Genomic DNA, 18877 nt, shown 5'->3' with positions numbered 1-18877 from the left:
AGCGCTATTCATTTTAGGGTAATCAAATGGTACACGCAACAATTCAGGGCGGCGGCAGCACGCCGGCCATCACCGAAATGCGGGTGATTCCGGTCGCCGGCCACGACAGCATGCTGCTCAACCTGTGCGGTGCCCATGCGCCTTACTTCATCCGCACCGTGGTCGTCCTCAAGGACAGCGCAGGCCGCACCGGCGTCGGCGAAGTGCCCGGCGGCGCCGGCATTACCAAAGCGCTGGAAAAAGCCATTCCGCTGGTGGTCGGCACCGAAACCGGCCGCTTCAATCGCACCTTGAATGCCGTGCGCGCCGCGATTTCCGGCAAAGGCAGCGGCATGCAGCACCAAGTCACCTCCGCCGCGGAAGCCGCAGTGCTCAAGCAGCCGCACGAAATCAACCTGCGCCTGGAAAATGTGGTCACCGCCATCGAAGCGGCCCTGCTCGACCTGCTGGGCCAGCACCTGGGCGTGCCGGTGTGCGAACTGCTCGGCGCCGGCCAGCAGCGCGACAGCGTGCCGATGCTGGCCTACCTGTTCTACATCGGCGACCGCCAGCGCACCGACCTGCCTTACCTGTCCGGCAACGGCAGCACCGGCTGGTACGCGGCCCGCCACCGCGAAGCACTGACGCCGGCCGCCATCGCCGACCAGGCAGCGGCAGCGGCAGACCGCTATGGCTTCCGCGACTTCAAGCTGAAGGGCGGCGTCATGCGCGGCGCCGAGGAGATCGAAGCCATCGCCGCCATCAAGGCGCGCTTCCCCGATGCCCGCGTAACGCTGGACCCGAACGGCGCCTGGTCGCTCGGCGAGGCAATCGCCCTGTGCCGCGGCCAGGGCCACCTGCTGGCGTATGCCGAAGATCCATGCGGCCCCGAGGACGGCTATTCCGGCCGCGAGGTCATGGCCGAATTCCGCCGCGCCACCGGTATTCCGACCGCCACCAATATGGTCGCCACCGACTGGCGCCAGATGGCGCACTCGCACCTGCTGGGGGCCGTCGACATTCCTCTGGCCGATCCGCATTTCTGGACCATGCAAGGTTCGGTGCGCCTGGCCCAGCTCTGCGCCGAATGGGGCCTGACCTGGGGTTCGCACTCCAACAACCACTTCGATATTTCGCTGGCCATGTTCACGCATGCTGCGGCTGCCGCGCCGGGGCGCATCACAGCCATCGACACCCACTGGATCTGGCAGGAGGGACAGGAACGCCTGACCGTCAATCCGCCACAAATCGTAGCTGGCGAGGTAGCGGTACCAGAGGCGCCCGGCCTGGGCATCGAGCCGGATATGGAGCGCATCGAGGCAGCGCACGAATTGTTCAAGAAGGTCGGTACTGGCGCGCGCGACGACGCGGTGGCCATGCAATACCTGGTGCCAGGCTGGCAGTACTCGCCCAAGCTGCCAAGCCTGGGCCGTTAAGAATTCAAAGGAGACTTTATGCAAACGATTAATGCATCGGCGTGCCTGCCGCACGACCTGGAAGATGCCCTCCTGGTGGGGCGCGTCTGGCGCCCGGCGCCGGTGGATGGCCCCTGCGTCGTCGTGGTACGAAATGGCGTGGTATTCGATATCACCGCGCATGTGGCCACGGTGGCGGACTTGCTGGACCGTCCGGACGTGCTGCAGTTCGCACGCGATGCGGACGGCGAGCAGTTGGGCAGCGCAGAGGAACTGATCGGCGCCGCACTGGCTGGCGATGCCAAAGGCGTGCGCCTGCTGGCGCCGTGCGACGTGCAAGCCATCAAGGCTTGCGGCGTAACCTTCGCCGTCAGCCTGCTGGAACGCGTGATCGAAGAACAGGCCGGCGGCAATCCGGCGCGCGCCAATGCGCTGCGCGCGGAATTGCTGTCCACCATCGGCGGCGACTTGTCCAGCATCAAGCCGGGCTCGCCGGAGGCGGAGCAGCTCAAGCGCGAATTCCAGGCGCGCGGCGCATGGTCGCAATACATGGAAGTGGGCATCGGCCCATTCGCCGAAGTGTTCTCCAAGTCGCAGCCCATGTCGGCAGTCGGCTTCGGCGCCGACGTCGGTCTGCACCCTGCCTCGCAGTGGAACAATCCCGAGCCGGAGATCGTACTGGCAGTGAACAGCCGCTTCGAAGCTGTCGGCGCGGCCTTGGGCAACGACGTCAACCTGCGCGACATCGAAGGTCGCAGCGCGCTCCTGCTGGGCAAGGCCAAGGACAATAACGCTTCCTGCTCGATCGGCCCCTTCATCCGCCTGTTCGACAGCAGCTTCACCATGGGCGACGTGCGCAACGCCGAAGTACGCCTGGCCATCGAAGGCAGCGACGACGACTTCGTGCTCGACGGTCTTAGCCGCATGTGCGAAATCAGCCGCGACCCGCTCGAGCTGGTTGCGCAAACCGCCGGCGTCCACCACCAATACCCGGACGGCTTCATGCTCTTCCTCGGCACGATGTTCTCGCCGATCAAGGACCGTGGCCAGAAAGGCGCCGGCTTTACCCATCACCTGGGCGACCGGGTTACCATCAGCAGCGCGGCGCTTGGCGCGCTGGTCAACCACGTGCAACGCAGCGACCAGCTGCCGCCGTGGACCTTTGGTGTCCGCGCCCTCTACCGCAACCTGGCACGCCGCGGCATCGCGGCAGGAGAATAAATACATGACAGCAGCAGCAAGAAAACCCGTGGTGTACGCCACCTACCCCGACCTCGCCGGCAAGCGCGTCGTGATCACGGGCGGCGGCACCGGCATTGGCGCGGCCATCGTCGACGCCTTCGTCAAACAGGGCGCGCACGTTGTCTTCCTCGATATCCAGGACGAGGCCTCGAAGGCGTTGGAGCAAAGCCTGGCAGGCGCGCAGTGTCCGCCGCGTTACATCCGCTGCGACCTGACCGAGCTCGAATCGGTCGGCGCGGTGTTCCAGCAGATCGAGCGCGAACTCGGCCCGGTGGAAGTCCTGGTCAACAACGCCGCCAACGACAACCGCCACCAGGTGGAAGACGTCACCGCCAAGTACTGGGACGACAGCCTGGCTGTCAACCTGCGCCACCAGTTCTTCTGCGCGCAGGCCGTGGCCCCGGGCATGAAGGCTGCTGGCGGCGGCGTGATCCTGAACTTCGGCTCGATCTCCTGGCACCTGGCGCTGGGCAAGCTGTCGCTGTATATGACAGCCAAGGCAGCAATCGAGGGCCTGACCCGCGGCCTGGCGCGCGACCTGGGCGCCGACGGCATCCGCGTCAACTGCATCATTCCCGGCTCGATCAAGACGCCGCGCCAGATGGCGCTGTGGCATTCGCCGGAAGACGAAGCCGCGATCCTGGCCGCCCAGTGCCTGCACGAGCGCGTGGAGCCGGATGACGTGGCTGCGCTGACCCTGTTCCTCGCTTCGGGCAATGCAGCGCGCTGCTCCGGCCGCGACTACTTCGTCGACGCTGGATGGTACGGATCGTGAGCTCCCCGCAATGCATCTGGGAAGTCGGCGCCACGCTGGCCGAAGGGCCGCTCTGGCATGCCGCGGAGCGCGCCTTCTACTTCGTCGACATCAAGGGATGCCGCCTGCACCGCTGCAATGAGAATGGCGCCGAACGCCTTAGCTGGCAGGCCCCTGCCGAAATCGGCTTCGCACTGCCGATGGCCGATGACGATTTCATCTGCGGCTTGCCGGGAAAGCTTGCGCGCTTCACCGCTGCCGGCAAGTTCGACACAGTATTGGAAATTGAAGCCGGCCAGCCGGGCAACCGCTGCAACGACGGCTATATCGATGCCAACGGGCGCCTGTGGTTCGGCACCATGGACAACGGCGAATCCGCCCCCACCGGTTCCCTGTACCGCCTCGATGCACGCGGCCTGCAAGCCATGGATGGCAACATCATCATTACCAATGGCCCCACCCACAGCCCGGACGGCAGGACTTTCTATCATACCGACACGCTGGCGCGCGTGGTGTATGCGTACGACAGCGCCCCTGACGGCACGCTGTCGAACAAGCGCGAGTTCGTACGCTACGCGCATGGCGTGCCCGGCCACCCGGACGGCAGCGCCGTCGACGCGGACGGCCACGTCTGGATCTCCCTGTTCGGCGGCAGCCGCATCGAACGCTATGCGCCGGACGGCAAGCTCGCGCAAACTGTCCCGATGCCCTGCCCTAACATCACCAAGGTCGCTTTCGGCGGCGCCGACTTGCGCACGGTCTTCGTCACCACCGCGCGCAAGGGTATGAGCGAAGAAGCCCTGGCCGCCCATCCGCTGGCTGGCGGCGTGTTCACCTTCCGCGTGGACGTGCCCGGCCTGCCACAACATCAATTCGACAGGAAAGCAGCATGAGCACTCGCCGCTATCGTTCGCAGGACTGGTTCGACAACCCGGACCACATCGACATGACCGCGCTGTATCTGGAGCGCTTCATGAACTACGGGATCACCCCGGAAGAGCTGCGCAGCGGCCGCCCGATCATCGGCATCGCGCAGTCGGGCAGCGACATCAGCCCCTGCAACCGGATCCACCTCGACCTGGCCAAGCGCGTGCGCGACGGCATCCGCGACGCGGGCGGTATCCCCATGGAATTCCCGCTGCACCCGATCTTCGAGAACTGCCGCCGCCCTACCGCCGCCATCGACCGTAACCTGGCCTATATGGGCCTGGTCGAGATCCTGCACGGTTACCCGATCGACGCCGTAGTGCTGACCACCGGCTGCGACAAGACCACCCCGGCGCAGCTGATGGCCGCATCCACCGTCGACATTCCCGCCATCGTGCTGTCCGGCGGACCAATGCTCGATGGCTGGCTCGATGGCGAGCTGGTTGGCTCCGGCGCCGCGATCTGGAAAGGCCGCCGCCAACTGGCAGCAGGCCAGATCGACAACGAGAAGTTCCTCGAAATTGCCGCCGCGTCGGCACCGTCGGCGGGCCACTGCAACACCATGGGCACTGCCTCCACCATGAACGCCATGGCCGAAGCGCTGGGCATGTCGCTCACCGGTTGCTCTGCCATCCCGGCACCTTACCGCGAGCGCGGCCAGATGGCCTATGAAACGGGCCGCCGCATCGTCGAACTGGCGCAGCAGGACATCCGGCCATCGTCCATCCTGTCGCGCGAAGCCTTCCTGGACGCCATCGTGGTCAATGCCGCCATCGGCGGCTCCACCAACGCCCAGCAGCACATCATGGCCATGGCGCGCCACGCCGGCGTCGAACTGCACGAAGACGACTGGATGACCTACGGCCACGACATCCCGCTGCTGCTGAACATGCAGCCTTCCGGCAAATTCCTCGGCGAGCGCTTCCATCGCGCCGGCGGCGTACCGGCCGTGATGTGGGAGCTGCACAAGGCGGGCAAGTTGCGCGCCGAACGCCCGACCGTCACCGGCCGCAGCATGGCGCAGAACCTGGAAGGCTGCGAGAGCGCCGACCGAGAAATGATCACGCCATTCGACAAACCGCTGAAAGAGCAGGCCGGATTCATGGTCTTGCGCGGCAACCTGTTCGACTTCGCGATCATGAAGAGCAGCGTGATTTCGGAAGACTTCCGCAACCGCTACCTGCGCCGTCCCGGCCAGGAAAACATCTTTGAATGCCGCGCCGTGGTATTCGACGGCTCCGGCGACTACCACGCCCGCATCAACGATCCTTCACTGGGCATTGACGAGAACACCATCCTGGTGATCCGCGGCGCAGGCCCGGTGGGCTGGCCCGGTTCGGCGGAAGTGGTGAACATGCAACCGCCTGATGCGCTGATCAGGAAAGGCATCAACAACCTGCCGACCCTTGGCGACGGCCGCCAGTCCGGCACTTCCGACAGCCCTTCGATCCTGAACGCCTCGCCGGAAAGCGCGGTGGGGGGCGGTCTGGCCTGGATCCGCACCGGCGACATGGTGCGCATCGACCTGAACACCGGCAGCTGCAATATGCTGGTGGACGACGAAGAAATTGAACGCCGCAAGCAAGACGGCGTGCCGCCCGTACCGCCCAGCCAGACGCCATGGCAGGAGATCTATCGTGCCACCGTGGGCCAGATGGCCAACGGCGCGTGCATGGAGCTGGCACTGGCTTACCGGGGCGTCGCGAACGACACGCCGCGCCACAATCACTGACCCGGCACGAACCGGGCCTGATAAAGAAAGAGGAGACATCCATGAACAGCATTGCCCTGGAAAATACCGAACCCAGTCATGAAGAGGAGAACACTGGCCTCATCATCCTTATCAGCTGCGTAGCCACCATCGGCGGCTTCCTGTTCGGCTTCGATAGTGGCGTGATCAACGGCACGGTCGACGGCCTGAAACAGGCATTCCACTCGACCTCCGCCGGGATCGGTTTCGAAGTCGCTTCGATGTTGCTTGGCTGCGCGATCGGCGCCTTCTTCGCCGGCCGCCTTGGCGACCGCTGGGGACGCCGTGCAGTGCTGATCATTTCCTCCGTGATGTTCCTGCTGTCGGCGCTGGGCGCAGGCTGCGCGACGACATCGGCGGTGTTCATCGCCGCCCGCGTACTGGGCGGCTTTGCCGTCGGCGCGGCAAGCGTGATGTCGCCGGCCTACATCGCCGAAGTTGCCTCGGCCCGCTATCGCGGCCGTCTCGCAACCGTCCAGCAAATCGCGATCATCAGCGGCTTGTTCTGCGCCTTCCTCAGCAACTACATGCTGGCGAAAGCAGCCGGCGGTTCGACCGGCGTGCTGTGGCTCGGCCAGGAAGCGTGGCGCTGGATGTTCTGGATAATGGCCATTCCATCCGCGCTGTTCCTGCTGCTCCTGCTGGCGATTCCTGAAAGCCCGCGCTTCCTGGTCGTGAAGAAGCGCACATCCGAAGCCATGGCCGTGTTGGAGCGCCTGTATGGCGCCTCCGCAGCCAAGGAAAAGTTCGCGGCGATCGACGTCTCCCTGTCCGAAGACCACCATCGCCCACGCCTGTCCGACCTGATCAACAAGGCAACCGGCAAGCTGCGTCCTATCGTCTGGGTCGGCATCGGACTGGCGACTTTCCAGCAACTGGTCGGCATCAACGTCGTGTTCTATTACGGCGCGGTGCTGTGGCAGGCCGTTGGCTTCTCAGAGAGCGATGCGCTGCTGATTAACGTCCTCTCGGGTGCACTGAGCATCGGTGCCTGCATCGTTACCGTCTTCCTGATCGACCGCATCGGCCGCAAACCCTTGCTGTGGATCGGCTCGATCGGCATGGCGGTGACGCTCGGCCTGGTCACGCTCGCATTCGCCAGCGCGTCGCTCGACGCAAGCGGCAAGCTGACGCTGTCCGGCTCGATGGGCGTGCTCGCGCTGATCGCCGCGAATGTCTACGTGATCTTCTTCAACCTGTCGTGGGGCCCGGTCATGTGGGTCATGCTGGGCGAGATGTTCCCCAACCAGATTCGCGGCTCCGGCCTGGCAGTCGCAGGCGCCGCGCAATGGACGTCGAATTTCATCATCACGGTAACCTTCCCCATCCTGCTCGGCGGCATCGGCCTGGCTGGCGCATACGGCATCTACACCGTCGCCGCCGTGATCTCCCTGTTCTTCGTGCTGCGCTATGTGCATGAAACGCGCGGCAAGGAGCTGGAGCAGATGGAAGGCTAAGCGGGTTCAAGACAAATATAAAACCAATACAACTACTGGAGACACAGCATGAAACGCAGGCAGTTCCTCACATCCCTATCCGGCGCGGCCAGCGTAGCCGCCCTCGGCACGCCGGCGGCCATGGCTGCCGCAGCGGCAAGGCCCTTGTACAAAGACCCCGCTGCGCCGGTGCCGGCCCGCGTCAAAGACCTGCTGGGACGCATGACGCTGGAGGAAAAGGTCGCGCAAATGCTGTGCATCTGGCAGGAAAAAGGCGTCATCCAGGACGCCAGCGGTGAATTCTCCGCCGCCAAGGCCGCCAAGGCTTACCCGAATGGCCTCGGCATGCTGGCCCGCCCTTCCGACCGCCAGGGCGGGGCCGAAGCAGGCGGTGCCGGCGACAGCGGCGCCCGCGCCAACCGCAACGCGCAGGAGACCGCAACCTACACCAACGCCGCGCAGAAATGGGCTGTCGAACAGACGCGCCTCGGCATTCCGCTGTTCATGCACGAAGAATCCCTGCACGGCTACGTGGCGAAGGACGCCACCAGCTTCCCGCAGGCGATCGCGCTGGCATCGACTTTCGACCCGCCGCTGGTGCGCAAGGTATTCAGCGTCGCCGCCCGCGAAATGCGTGCACGCGGCGCCAACCTGGCACTGGCGCCGGTGGTCGACGTGGCGCGCGAACCGCGCTGGGGCCGCATTGAAGAAACCTTCGGCGAAGACCCGCATGTGTGCGCCGAAATGGGCAAGGCTGCCGTGCTGGGCTTCCAGGGTGAGGAACGCAAGCTGGCCAAGGACAAGGTGTTCACGACGCTGAAGCACATGACCGGCCACGGCCAACCGGAAAGCGGCACCAACATCGGTCCCGCCGAAGTCACCGAACGCACGCTGCGCGAAGAATTCTTCCCGCCATTCGAGCGCATCATCAAGGAAACCAATGCGGCCGCGGTGATGCCCTCGTATAACGAGATCGGCGGCCTGCCATCGCACGCCAACCGCTGGCTGCTGCACAAGGTGCTGCGCGAAGAATGGGGTTTCAAGGGCTTGACCGTATCCGACTACTTTGGCGTCAAGGAATTGATCACCCGTCACCGCCTGGCCGACATGCCGAAGGACGCTGCCATACGCGCCGTGAAAGCCGGCGTGGACATCGAAACTCCCGACGCCTTCGGCTACCAGCTCCTGCCGCAACTGGTGAAGGAAAAGAAGGTCAGCGTCGCCGAGATCGACACCGTGGTGTCCCGCATCCTTGAATGGAAATTCCTCTCCGGCCTGTTCGAACAGCCTTATGTCGACGCCGCCATTGCCGACAGCCTGACCGCCACGCCGGACGCCGTTGCCCTGGCCCGCGAAACAGCCGCGCGCGCCGTCGTGCTGCTGAAGAACGACAAAGGCCTGCTGCCGCTGGACGGCAAGACGGTTGGCAGGGTGCTGCTGCTTGGCACCCACGCCAAGGACACCCCGATCGGCGGCTACTCCGACGTGCCACGGCAGGTGGTGTCGGTATTCGAAGGCCTGCAAGCCGAAAGCCAGCGCCAAGGCTTCCAGCTCGAATACCGTGAAGGCGTGCGCATCACCGAAGAACGCATCTGGGGCAAAGACGAAATCATCTTCACCCCGCCGCAGTCCAACGCCAAGCTGATTGCCGAAGCCGTTGCCGCCGCGCGCAACGCCGACACCATCATCATGGTCCTTGGCGACAACGAACAGACCAGCCGCGAAGCCTGGGCTGACAACCACCTGGGCGACCGCCAGACGCTGGACATGCTGGGCCAGCAGAACGAACTGGCCAAGGCCATCTTCGACCTCGGCAAGCCAACCGTCGTGTTCCTGCTGAATGGGCGGCCGCTATCGGTCAACCTGCTGGCCGAACGCGCCGACGCCCTGGTGGAAGGCTGGTATCTCGGCCAGGAAACCGGCCATGCCGCCGCCGACATCCTGTTCGGTCGCGCCAACCCGGGCGGCAAGCTGCCCGTATCGGTAGCGCGCCACGTGGGCCAGCTGCCGATCTTCTACAACCACAAGCCAAGTGCCCGCCGCGGCTACATCGACGGCAGCACCAAGCCGCTTTACCCGTTCGGCTTTGGCCTCAGCTACACCAGCTTCGCGTTCAGCGAACCGCGCCTGGCGCAAACCACCGTCGCCGCCAACGGCAGCACGAAAGTCAGCGTCGACGTCACCAACACCGGCAAGCGCGCCGGCGACGAAGTGGTGCAGATGTACATCCGCGACGACATCAGCAGCGCTACCCGCCCTGTGCTGGAACTGAAAAGCTTCCAGCGCATCACGCTGCAACCGGGCGAGAAGCGCACCGTCACCTTCGACATCAAGCCGGCCGACCTGCAGTTCTACAACGCCGACATGAAGCGCGTGGTCGAGCCGGGCACCTTCACCATTTCGGTGGGCCCGGACAGCGCAACGTTGAAATCGGCAAAACTGCTGGTCAGTTGACGCTAGAATGTCCACTTTCCAGTCGGGAGCGAAAGTGGACATCACTCAAGTCAAAGCCCATTGCGCCAGCCTTCCTGGCGCAGACAGCCTGCTGCATGCACCGCCGGTCAATGTACTGAGCTACAAAATTGGCGGCAAGACCTTCGCCTACTTCAAGACCAGCGAGCCGGAACAGTGGCGCTTCAGCTTCCGCGCCACGCCCGACCGCTTCCTCGAACTCACCGGCATGCCCGGCGTGAAACCGGCCCGCTACATGGGCCGCTTCCATTGGGTCACGATTGTCGACGTGCGCCGCTTCCCGGAAGACTACCTGGTCGAGCTGGTGCAATGGTCCTACGACAAGGCATTCTCCTCGCTGACAAAGGCACGCCAGCGCGAGATCAAGGCTTAGGGAAAGCGTAGGTCAGCGAATAGCTGCCGCTGCCCGAATACGACTTCACCTGCGCGTAGTAGTAGCCCGCCGTGCCGTTGTAGCTGATCGACTCGCTGGAAGTATTGCCCTCGCTGGAAGCGACCTTGGTCCACGCGCTGCCCGACCACTTGTACAGGAACAGATCGAAGTCGGCACCGGACGGACCGCTCAGTTGCAGGGAGAACGTGCCAGCTCCCGCCTGCACCCAACCTGGCGAAGCGCTCGGCGCGATGGCGCTGCCGCCGTTGGCCAGGGTGCCCGTCTGCGTCACCGAACCCGAGCCGGTGTATTTGGCAAACACCTTCTTCACCGCGCCCTCATTCACTGCATGCCACGGATAGCCCAAGGTCCGCATGCGCGAGTTCTCTGTCGGACGGTATTTGCCCGAGCCGCAGTACTGCGCGCCCACGAAAGTGCCGACGGTGCCGTTCGGATACACGCCCAGGCCGGTCGGAACGGCCGTGCTGCCCGCAATCAGGTTGCCCCATTTGACGGACCGCGTGCCCTTCAGCGACACATTGACTTCGGTCGGCTCACTGCTGGTGTTGCAGGTGCCGTACTCGTACTCGTCCGCCAGTGCGAACGCCGTATGGCCGATCTCATGCAAGGCCACCTCGATCGACTGCTCATGCATCGACAGCGTCGCCACCGCGCCGCCGGACCCGCCGTAACGCGTCGAGTTCGCGATTACCACGATCACATCGCGCGCATCGGGTGCCAGCACGGAAGCCGCGATATTGGTCGCCTTGGTATTGTTCACGCACAGCAGGCGTTCGATGTTGTAGCAAGCGAATTCCCCATCCATCGCCGTATCGCGATAAATGCCCTTATCGAGTTCGTCCACGCCCGACTGGTTACTGGCCACGTCGACGCGATGGATATTCATCGAAGCGCGGTTGGCATTGAACAGCGGATCGGCCAGGAAGCCATTGATCACCTTCTGCGCATCGGCACGCCACTTATCCATTTCTGCAGCAGTGTAGCCATCGCCGATGAAGACATAGTCCATGTGGGTCGCCGCGCTGCCGTTGTTCAGGATCGTCGTCGCCGTTGCGGACGGCGTCGCTGCGAGCATGGCCGAACGTGCAGTCTTGCCGCCGGCGGCAGCCTGCTCCAGCGTACTGCGGTCGAAGCGTGCCAGCGGCCCTGCTGCAGCGACGGCCGCTTTGGCGCCGGCCGCACCACCCTGCTTCGGCAACACTTCGACACTGGCAGTAGCTTTATCGAAGGGCAGCGAAACCTCAAAGCTGCCTTCACGCTGTTGCACCGTGGTCGACAGGTCGATAGCACCCGAGCGCGGGTTGAAAGTCTCCACATGGCGGCGCAAGCCATTGTTGACGCTCACCTCATGCAGCACGCGCCCCTGCGCATCCTTGGCGACCACCACCCACTGGTCATCCTCCGCACGCTGTCGCACGTTCGGCGTCACGGCAAATTTGCCCACTTCTGCATGCAGCGGTTTGAATTCCGCCCCGGTGCGGCCTTCGGCGAAGCCGATGCGCAGCGAGATATTGTCGGCCTGCGCCGCGCCGGCCGCCGACAGCGCAAGCAGGACCAGGGAATTTCGTAACGAAGCCATCTTGTCTCTCCATTTTTTGTGGTTTGGGACTGGAGATTCTGTGGCCGCCCAGCCGGTTGCGCGTGCACAAACGCGCGCAAATTGCACAATCCTGCTATTAACAATTGTTACAGCGGCTGGCGCGCCACGCGGCAGGCGACAGGCCATAGTGTGCCGAGAAGGCGCGCGTGAAATGACTGGCGCTGTGGAAGCCGAATTGCTCCGCGATGTCGACGATGCGCACCTCGCCGCCAGCGAGCGTCGCGCAAGCCTGTTCCAGGCGACGTGTGAGCACATAGCGATGCGGCGGCAGCCCCACGGCGCGATGGAACTCACGCGAAAAATGCGCCGCGCTCATGCCGCAAAGCGCAGCCAATTCCGCGTTGGCCAGCGGTGCGTCGAGGTGTTCAGTGATATGGCGCAGCACGCGGCGCAAGCGCGTGCCGCCGAGCGAACTCTCCTCCGACTGCGCTGGCCGCGAATAGTGCTCGATCAGGTAGCAGGCCAGGGCCATGGCAAGGTGGTCGCACATTTCAGCTGCCAGCGGCCCGGCCAGCGCCTGCGCATCTAGCATCTTGCGCACAAGGTCGAACACCATGCGGTCGGAAGTGAACAGGCTTGCCGCCAGCGTCGCATCGAGTTCTTCGCCGCGCTGGGCCGCCAGACGATCGATCAGTTGCACCGGCAGGAAGACGTTGACGATATCGCAGCCGCTAAGCTGGCTCCAGCGCCCCTGCTCCCCCGGCGGGCAAAGCCGGAACCGATTGGCGCCGATGGTACCGCCCCACACCGGCGTATTGCCTTGCCAGATGCGAGCATCGAGCGGCTCCATCATCAACGCCAGGCGATAGGTGCCCGGATGCGGACTCACCGAGCGGATAGCGTGTTCCGGCCCATCGCTGGTCCACCGGCCAAGCGCAGCTCCCGATCCGGGAAGCGGCCCGACGCAGGCATGCAGCGCATGCACGCCCGCCATCCTGAACCACCGCTCAAGCTCTTCCACGCTCTCCATCGAAGCAATATACCCCAGCTACAGCCGAGCCCGTGTCACACCATGGGGTCACACCCCAAGTGCGACACGGGCTCGGCTGGAATCCGCGTCGAAGTCGGCCGTTTCAGCACAGAAAGTGTCGCTGCCTGCCAACTTGGAATCCGCTGTGGATGGGCTATAACGATAAATGGACGCCAGTTTCCCCGCCAACCATAACAAGGAGCACCACCATGAAAACAATGGCATTTGCGTTACTTGCGGTTTCCACCCTGCTCAGCGCCGGCGCGCTGGCAAAAGATAAGGCCAAGGCCATGGAAGATGTGGTCTGGCCCGCCGAGTCGGTGAAATGGGAGGCCGGCCCGGTCGCAGGCACCAAGGTCGCCAAGCTATGGGGCGACTGGATGAAAGGCGGCCCCTATGGCGTGTTTGTGAAATTCGACGCTGGCCAGGTCAACGCCCTGCACCACCACACCCATGCGCTAAAAATCGTGATCATATCCGGCACTTTTGTGCACAAAACCGATGGCGCGCCGGAAACCAAATTGGGCCCCGGCTCCTACCTGATGCAAGCTGCCGGCAAAAAGCACGTCAGCGGCTGCGCGACCGGCGCCGATTGCACCTTTTTTATGACCTCCGATGGCAAGTTCGACCTGATCGATGATTCAAAGGCGGCGGCAAGCGATAAGAAGTAGCTTTACTTCCAGCCATTCGCTACCGATCGCACACTCCTGTTTTCGCGATGGCGAATGGCCGGTCGTAGCTTTGCTCTCAACGAAGCGACCGATCACGCTCCATCGTGTCCACGTTGAGTTTGCCGACTTGTCGGTTAGCCTAAGTGCATGCCACTTCGACGCATGTTGACATGCATGGCTTTCGCCAATCTTGTTCCCCTGCCCTCAGCTCTTACCGTAAGTGAGCAAAAACTGCAGTATGGAACGGATTTCGGCCTCTGTCGCCGACGGAAGATGGAATACGTCGCGGTCATCCCAGGTCATCTTGGATTCGGTCAGCTTGATCATGCAGGCGCCGAAGTGGTCCATATTGAAGGCGGCCCCCAATGCGTGCCCACGCGGCGGCATGGTATTGAAGATAATCCTGAAACTGCGGTCGGGCATCTGGCGAATGACCGGCTCGCAGTTCGCGTCGAAGCCCCGCGCCTGGACTTCGCCGAAGGTACGGGCATGTTTCGCAATGATGGATGCGTAGCTGAAGCGGCGCACGCCGCCATAGCGCTGATTGACGTGCACCGTTATGTCATTGTCCAGCGGCACCGTGACCGCGACGCCTTGCTCGTTTTTCGCCTCTACCTCGATATGCTCCCCGCCTACCAGGGCATCGAACAGCTTGCGCTTGGCGGGATGCAGGCGCGCCACGATTTCCGCATGATTGTTTGGCAAGTCGAACAGGCCGCTGAACATCGACTCGTGCAGGTACATTTTTCCATCATTACCCACCGTCGTCGCGTCACAGGTGATTTGCAGGGATTCGGCCATAGCACTCTCAAAACAATTCCAGAAATACTGATTGTAGTATGCAATTGGCGCCTGACAATATTTCTGGGGCCTGCGCAAATAAAAAGGCCCCGCGAAGGTGGCATTTTTGCAGCACGGCACACTATTTAGGCAGAGTCCGTGTCCCACCTTGGGGCCTGACCCCAAGGTGGGACACGGACCCTGCAGTAAAAAAAACGCCACCCGAAGGTGGCGTTATTTGCTGGCGTTGAAGCGGATTACGCTTCGTCGCTGTGGTGCGGTTCGTCCGCTGGCAGTTCGGCCACGATCGCGGCGCGTTCTGCTTCCAGCAGCGCTTTGCGCTCCTCGGCTTCCCACACTTCCTTCTCTTTGCGGGCGCGGTGGAAGGCCAGGCCGGTACCGCCAGGGATCAGGCGGCCGACGATGACGTTTTCCTTCAGGCCGCGCAGACCATCGCGCTTGCCCATGATCGCTGCTTCGGTCAGCACGCGGGTGGTTTCCTGGAACGATGCGGCCGAGATGAAGGAGTCGGTCGACAGCGATGCCTTGGTAATACCCAGCAGTACGTTTTCGTACGTTGCAGGGATCTTGTTCAGGGCATTGACGCGATCGTTTTCTTCCAGCAGTTCGGAACGCTCCACCTGCTCGCCGACGATGTAGTCGGTGTCGCCGGCGTTGGTGATCTGCACGCGGCGCAGCATTTGGCGAACGATCACCTCGATGTGCTTGTCGTTGATCTTCACGCCCTGCAGTCGGTACACGTCCTGCACTTCGTCGACGATGTAGCGTGCCAGCGCTTCGATACCCAAGAGGCGCAGGATGTCTTGCGGATCGGCCGGGCCGTCCACGATCATCTCGCCCTTGTTCACCACTTGGCCGTCGTGCACCAGCACTTGCTTGTCCTTGGTAATCAGGAACTCGTGCTTGTTGCCGTCCATGTCGGTGATTTCCAGGCGCTGCTTGCCCTTGGTTTCCTTACCGAAGGCCACGGTACCGGTGACTTCCGCCAGCATGCCCGCGTCTTTCGGCGAACGTGCTTCGAACAGTTCCGCAACGCGTGGCAGACCACCGGTAATGTCTCGGGTCTTCTGCGATTCGGTCGGGATACGCGCCAGAACCTCACCCACGGATACTTGCTGGCCGTCTTTCACCATGATCAGCGCGCCGACCTGGAAGCCGATCGCCACTGCGTGCTCGGTGCCGGCGATCTTCACTTCGCCGCCGTCTTCGTTCAGCAGTTTCACCTGTGGACGCAGGGCCTTGCCTGGGGAACCACGACGCTTGGCGTCGATCACCACCAGGGTGGCCAGGCCGGTCACTTCATCGACCTGGCGCGCCACGGTCACGCCTTCTTCGATGTTCTCGAAGCGGATGGTACCGGCGTACTCGGTAATGATCGGACGGGTCAGCGGGTCCCACGTTGCCAGGGGAGCGCCGGCCTTCACAGCCATGCCATCCTTGACGATCAGGGTCGCGCCGTACGGCACCTTGTGGCGTTCGCGCTCACGGCCGTGGTCGTCGGTGATCAGCACTTCGCCGGAACGGGAAATGACGATCTGGGCGCCCTTGCCGTTGGTGACGTAACGCATCGTGGCGGTGAAGCGCACGGTGCCGTTCGACTTGGCTTCGACCGACGAGGCCACTGCTGCACGCGATGCCGCACCACCGATGTGGAAGGTACGCATGGTCAGCTGGGTACCAGGTTCACCGATCGACTGCGCTGCCACCACGCCGACTGCTTCGCCGGAGTTGACCAGCAGGCCGCGGCCCAGGTCGCGGCCGTAGCACTTGGCGCACAGGCCGAAACGGGTGTCGCAGGTCAGCGGGGTACGGACCTTCACTTCGTCGATGCCGACGCGTTCGATCTCTTCCACCATATCTTCGTCCAGCAGGGTGCCGGCTTCGTACAGGGTTTCCTGGGTTTCAGGATTGACGATGTCGGTGCCCGCCACGCGGCCGAGGATACGGTCGCGCAGGGCTTCGATCACTTCACCGCCTTCGACCATGGCCTTCATCTGGGTGCCGTTGGAGGTGCCGCAATCGTCCTCGATCACCACCAGGTCCTGGGTCACGTCGACCAGACGACGGGTCAGGTAACCGGAGTTCGCGGTCTTCAGCGCGGTGTCGGCCAGGCCCTTACGGGCGCCGTGGGTCGAGATGAAGTACTGCAGAACGTTCAGGCCTTCACGGAAGTTCGCGGTAATTGGCGTCTCGATAATCGAGCCGTCCGGCTTGGCCATCAGGCCTCGCATACCGGCCAGCTGGCGAATCTGTGCTGCGGAACCACGCGCACCGGAGTCGGCCATCATGTAAATCGCGTTGAACGATTCCTGGGTCGACTGGGTGCCGTCGCGGCGCACCACGTCTTCCACTTTCAGGTGGTCCATCATCGCCTTGCCGACTTCGTCGGAGGTCTTGCCCCAGATGTCGACGACCTTGTTGTAACGTTCGCCGGCGGTGACCAGACCGGAAGCGTACTGCTGCTCGATCTGCTTCACTTCCGCTTCGGCGGTCGCGATCAGGGTCTTCTTCACTTCCGGTACCAGCATGTCGTCCACGCAGATGGAAATGCCGGCGCGGGTCGCCAGGCGGAAGCCCGACTGCATCAGCTGGTCGGCAAACACCACGGTCGCGCGCAGGCCGCACTTGCGGAAGGACGTGTTGATCAGCTTGGAGATCTCTTTCTTCTTCAGCGGACGGTTCAGCACGCTGAATGGCAGGCCCTTCGGCAAGATCTCGGACAGGATGGCGCGGCCAACGGTGGTCTCGTAACGGGTCACGGTACGGACGAACTCGCCGGTTGCTGCATCCTTTGGATTCTCAACGATACGCACGGTGATGCGGGTCGCCAGTTCCACTTCCTTGTTGTCGTACGCGCGGATCACTTCCGACACGTCCGGGAACATCATGCCTTCGCCCTTGGCGTTGACTGCTTCGCGGGTCGCGTAATACAGACCCAGCACGATATCCTGGGAAGGAACGATCGATGGTTCGCCGTTCGATGGGAACAGGATGTTGTTCGAAGCCAGCATCAGGGTACGGGCTTCCATCTGTGCTTCGATCGACAGCGGAACGTGGACTGCCATCTGGTCACCGTCGAAGTCCGCGTTGAACGCGGCGCAGACGAGCGGGTGCAGCTGGATCGCTTTACCTTCGATCAGCACAGGCTCGAAGGCCTGGATACCGAGACGGTGCAGGGTTGGTGCACGGTTCAGCATGATCGGATGTTCGCGGATCACTTCTTCCAGGATGTCCCACACCACTGGTTCTTGCACTTCGACCAGCTTCTTGGCGGCCTTGATGGTGGTCGCCAGACCCATCAGTTCCAGCTTGTTGAAGATGAATGGCTTGAACAGTTCCAGGGCCATCAGCTTCGGCAGGCCGCACTGGTGCAGTTTCAGCTGTGGACCCACCACGATCACGGAACGGCCGGAGTAGTCGACGCGCTTACCCAGCAAGTTCTGACGGAAGCGGCCGCCCTTACCTTTGATCATTTCAGCCAGCGATTTCAGCGGACGCTTGTTGGCGCCGGTCATCGCTTTGCCGCGACGGCCGTTGTCCAGCAGCGAGTCAACTGCTTCTTGCAGCATGCGCTTTTCGTTACGCGTGATGATCTCTGGAGCACGCAGCTCCATCAGGCGCTTCAGACGGTTGTTACGGTTGATGACGCGGCGATACAGGTCGTTCAGGTCGGAGGTCGCGAAACGGCCGCCATCCAGCGGGACCAGTGGGCGCAGTTCCGGCGGCAGCACCGGCAGCACTTCCATGATCATCCAGTCCGGCTTGATGCCGGAACGCTGGAACGCTTCCAGCACTTTCAGGCGCTTGGCGTACTTCTTGATCTTCGCTTCGGACTTCGATTCCTTCAGTTCCACGCGCAGGGCTTCGGCATCGCGGTGGATGTCGATCGAGCGCAGCAGTTCGCGGATACCTTCGGCGCCCATGAAGGCGGTGAAGTCGTCGCCGTACTCTTCGTACTTGGCGGCGTAGTCGTCTTCCGACATGATCTGGCACTTCTTCAGCGGGGTCATGCCTGGGTCGGTCACGACGTATGCTTCGAAGTACAGCACGCGTTCGATATCGCGCAGGGTCATGTCCAGGACCATGCCCAGACGCGACGGCAGCGATTTCAGGAACCAGATGTGGGCAACTGGCGACGCCAGTTCGATGTGGCCCATGCGCTCGCGGCGCACTTTGGCCAAGGTCACTTCAACGCCGCACTTTTCGCAGATGACACCGCGGTGCTTCAGGCGCTTGTACTTGCCGCACAGGCATTCGTAGTCCTTGATCGGGCCAAAGATCTTGGCGCAGAACAGGCCATCGCGCTCCGGCTTGAAGGTACGGTAGTTGATGGTTTCCGGCTTCTTGACTTCGCCATACGACCACGAACGGATTTTCTCGGGAGAGGCCAGACCGATCTTGATCGCGTCGAACGACTCGTTTTGCTGTACTTGCTTGAATAAATCGAGCAGGGCTTTCATGTATCA

Annotated in this window: 13 protein-coding genes; 9 read left to right on the top strand and 4 right to left on the bottom strand. The window is 63.0% G+C overall.

What is annotated here, in order from left to right; genetic code table 11:
* Positions 1 to 26: 26 nt before the first annotated feature.
* The 8 genes from ACN9MZ_RS03665 to ACN9MZ_RS03630 are packed head-to-tail and all read left to right on the top strand — an operon-like array spanning position 27 to position 10348.
* Positions 27 to 1415, top strand: coding sequence for an enolase C-terminal domain-like protein (locus ACN9MZ_RS03665; protein WP_426340949.1), 1389 nt, complete (start codon positions 27 to 29; stop codon positions 1413 to 1415).
* Positions 1416 to 1433: 18 nt separating this feature from the next.
* Positions 1434 to 2615 carry a fumarylacetoacetate hydrolase family protein gene (locus tag ACN9MZ_RS03660; RefSeq protein ID WP_426340948.1) on the top strand — a complete coding sequence of 394 codons (1182 nt, stop codon included), beginning with the start codon at positions 1434 to 1436 and terminating at the stop codon, positions 2613 to 2615.
* A gap of 4 nt (positions 2616 to 2619) precedes the next feature.
* Positions 2620 to 3411, top strand: coding sequence for an SDR family NAD(P)-dependent oxidoreductase (locus ACN9MZ_RS03655; protein WP_426340947.1), 792 nt, complete (start codon positions 2620 to 2622; stop codon positions 3409 to 3411).
* Positions 3396 to 4283 carry an SMP-30/gluconolactonase/LRE family protein gene (locus ACN9MZ_RS03650; RefSeq protein ID WP_426340946.1) on the top strand — a complete coding sequence of 296 codons (888 nt, stop codon included), beginning with the start codon at positions 3396 to 3398 and terminating at the stop codon, positions 4281 to 4283. Before ACN9MZ_RS03655 ends, ACN9MZ_RS03650 begins: the two co-directional genes overlap by 16 nt.
* A complete protein-coding gene (locus ACN9MZ_RS03645) occupies positions 4280 to 6049 on the top strand; it encodes an IlvD/Edd family dehydratase (protein WP_426340945.1) in 1770 nt (589 codons plus the stop codon). The genes ACN9MZ_RS03650 and ACN9MZ_RS03645 overlap by 4 nt, the downstream gene beginning before the upstream one ends.
* Positions 5938 to 7524 (top strand): sugar porter family MFS transporter, encoded by a 1587-nt coding sequence (locus tag ACN9MZ_RS03640; RefSeq protein ID WP_426340944.1) that lies wholly within the window; start codon positions 5938 to 5940, stop codon positions 7522 to 7524. The genes ACN9MZ_RS03645 and ACN9MZ_RS03640 overlap by 112 nt, the downstream gene beginning before the upstream one ends.
* Positions 7525 to 7572: 48 nt before the next feature.
* Positions 7573 to 9957 carry a glycoside hydrolase family 3 N-terminal domain-containing protein gene (locus ACN9MZ_RS03635; RefSeq protein WP_426340943.1) on the top strand — a complete coding sequence of 795 codons (2385 nt, stop codon included), beginning with the start codon at positions 7573 to 7575 and terminating at the stop codon, positions 9955 to 9957.
* Positions 9958 to 9991: 34 nt separating this feature from the next.
* The gene (locus ACN9MZ_RS03630; RefSeq protein ID WP_426340942.1) at positions 9992 to 10348 is read left to right on the top strand and encodes an MmcQ/YjbR family DNA-binding protein; all 357 of its coding nucleotides are present in this window, start codon (positions 9992 to 9994) and stop codon (positions 10346 to 10348) included.
* On the opposite strand, the gene ACN9MZ_RS03625 is transcribed toward ACN9MZ_RS03630, so the two are convergent.
* Positions 10338 to 11948, bottom strand: a complete 1611-nt coding sequence (locus tag ACN9MZ_RS03625; RefSeq protein WP_426340941.1) for a M64 family metallopeptidase — start codon at positions 11946 to 11948, stop codon at positions 10338 to 10340. The two genes, ACN9MZ_RS03630 and ACN9MZ_RS03625, sit on opposite strands and share 11 nt — an antisense overlap.
* Before the next feature lie 97 nt (positions 11949 to 12045).
* Entirely contained in the window at positions 12046 to 12939 is an 894-nt protein-coding gene (locus ACN9MZ_RS03620) for a helix-turn-helix domain-containing protein (protein WP_426340940.1), read from the bottom strand.
* A gap of 209 nt (positions 12940 to 13148) precedes the next feature.
* Between ACN9MZ_RS03620 and ACN9MZ_RS03615 the strand changes: the two genes are divergently transcribed.
* Entirely contained in the window at positions 13149 to 13610 is a 462-nt protein-coding gene (locus ACN9MZ_RS03615) for a DUF4437 domain-containing protein (RefSeq protein ID WP_426340939.1), read from the top strand.
* Between the two features lie 204 nt (positions 13611 to 13814).
* Here the strand turns inward: ACN9MZ_RS03615 and ACN9MZ_RS03610 are convergent, their stop codons facing one another.
* Both ACN9MZ_RS03610 and rpoC read right to left on the bottom strand, forming a co-directional pair.
* Complete coding sequence (locus ACN9MZ_RS03610) at positions 13815 to 14411, bottom strand: hypothetical protein (protein ID WP_426340938.1); 597 nt, start codon at positions 14409 to 14411, stop codon at positions 13815 to 13817.
* A 236-nt stretch (positions 14412 to 14647) separates the two neighbouring features.
* Positions 14648 to 18871, bottom strand: coding sequence for a DNA-directed RNA polymerase subunit beta' (gene rpoC / locus ACN9MZ_RS03605; RefSeq protein WP_426340937.1), 4224 nt, complete (start codon positions 18869 to 18871; stop codon positions 14648 to 14650).
* Positions 18872 to 18877: the final 6 nt, after the last annotated feature.

It is taken from the genome of Pseudoduganella sp. S-14, assembly GCF_049913285.1.
Classification (GTDB): Bacteria; Pseudomonadota; Gammaproteobacteria; order Burkholderiales; family Burkholderiaceae_D; genus Rugamonas.
The sequence above is the reverse complement of the archived record's forward strand: the minus strand, read 5'-3'. Positions and strand labels throughout refer to the sequence as shown.

Coding starts and splice junctions, on each gene's coding strand:
- ACN9MZ_RS03665 (WP_426340949.1), top strand. CDS start 27: ATGGTACACGCAACAATTCAGGGCGGCGGCAGCACGCCGGCCATCACC.
- ACN9MZ_RS03660 (WP_426340948.1), top strand. CDS start 1,434: ATGCAAACGATTAATGCATCGGCGTGCCTGCCGCACGACCTGGAAGAT.
- ACN9MZ_RS03655 (WP_426340947.1), top strand. CDS start 2,620: ATGACAGCAGCAGCAAGAAAACCCGTGGTGTACGCCACCTACCCCGAC.
- ACN9MZ_RS03650 (WP_426340946.1), top strand. CDS start 3,396: ATGGTACGGATCGTGAGCTCCCCGCAATGCATCTGGGAAGTCGGCGCC.
- ACN9MZ_RS03645 (WP_426340945.1), top strand. CDS start 4,280: ATGAGCACTCGCCGCTATCGTTCGCAGGACTGGTTCGACAACCCGGAC.
- ACN9MZ_RS03640 (WP_426340944.1), top strand. CDS start 5,938: ATGGCAGGAGATCTATCGTGCCACCGTGGGCCAGATGGCCAACGGCGC.
- ACN9MZ_RS03635 (WP_426340943.1), top strand. CDS start 7,573: ATGAAACGCAGGCAGTTCCTCACATCCCTATCCGGCGCGGCCAGCGTA.
- ACN9MZ_RS03625 (WP_426340941.1), bottom strand. CDS start 11,948: ATGGCTTCGTTACGAAATTCCCTGGTCCTGCTTGCGCTGTCGGCGGCC.
- ACN9MZ_RS03620 (WP_426340940.1), bottom strand. CDS start 12,939: ATGGAGAGCGTGGAAGAGCTTGAGCGGTGGTTCAGGATGGCGGGCGTG.
- ACN9MZ_RS03615 (WP_426340939.1), top strand. CDS start 13,149: ATGAAAACAATGGCATTTGCGTTACTTGCGGTTTCCACCCTGCTCAGC.
- ACN9MZ_RS03610 (WP_426340938.1), bottom strand. CDS start 14,411: ATGGCCGAATCCCTGCAAATCACCTGTGACGCGACGACGGTGGGTAAT.
- rpoC (WP_426340937.1), bottom strand. CDS start 18,871: ATGAAAGCCCTGCTCGATTTATTCAAGCAAGTACAGCAAAACGAGTCG.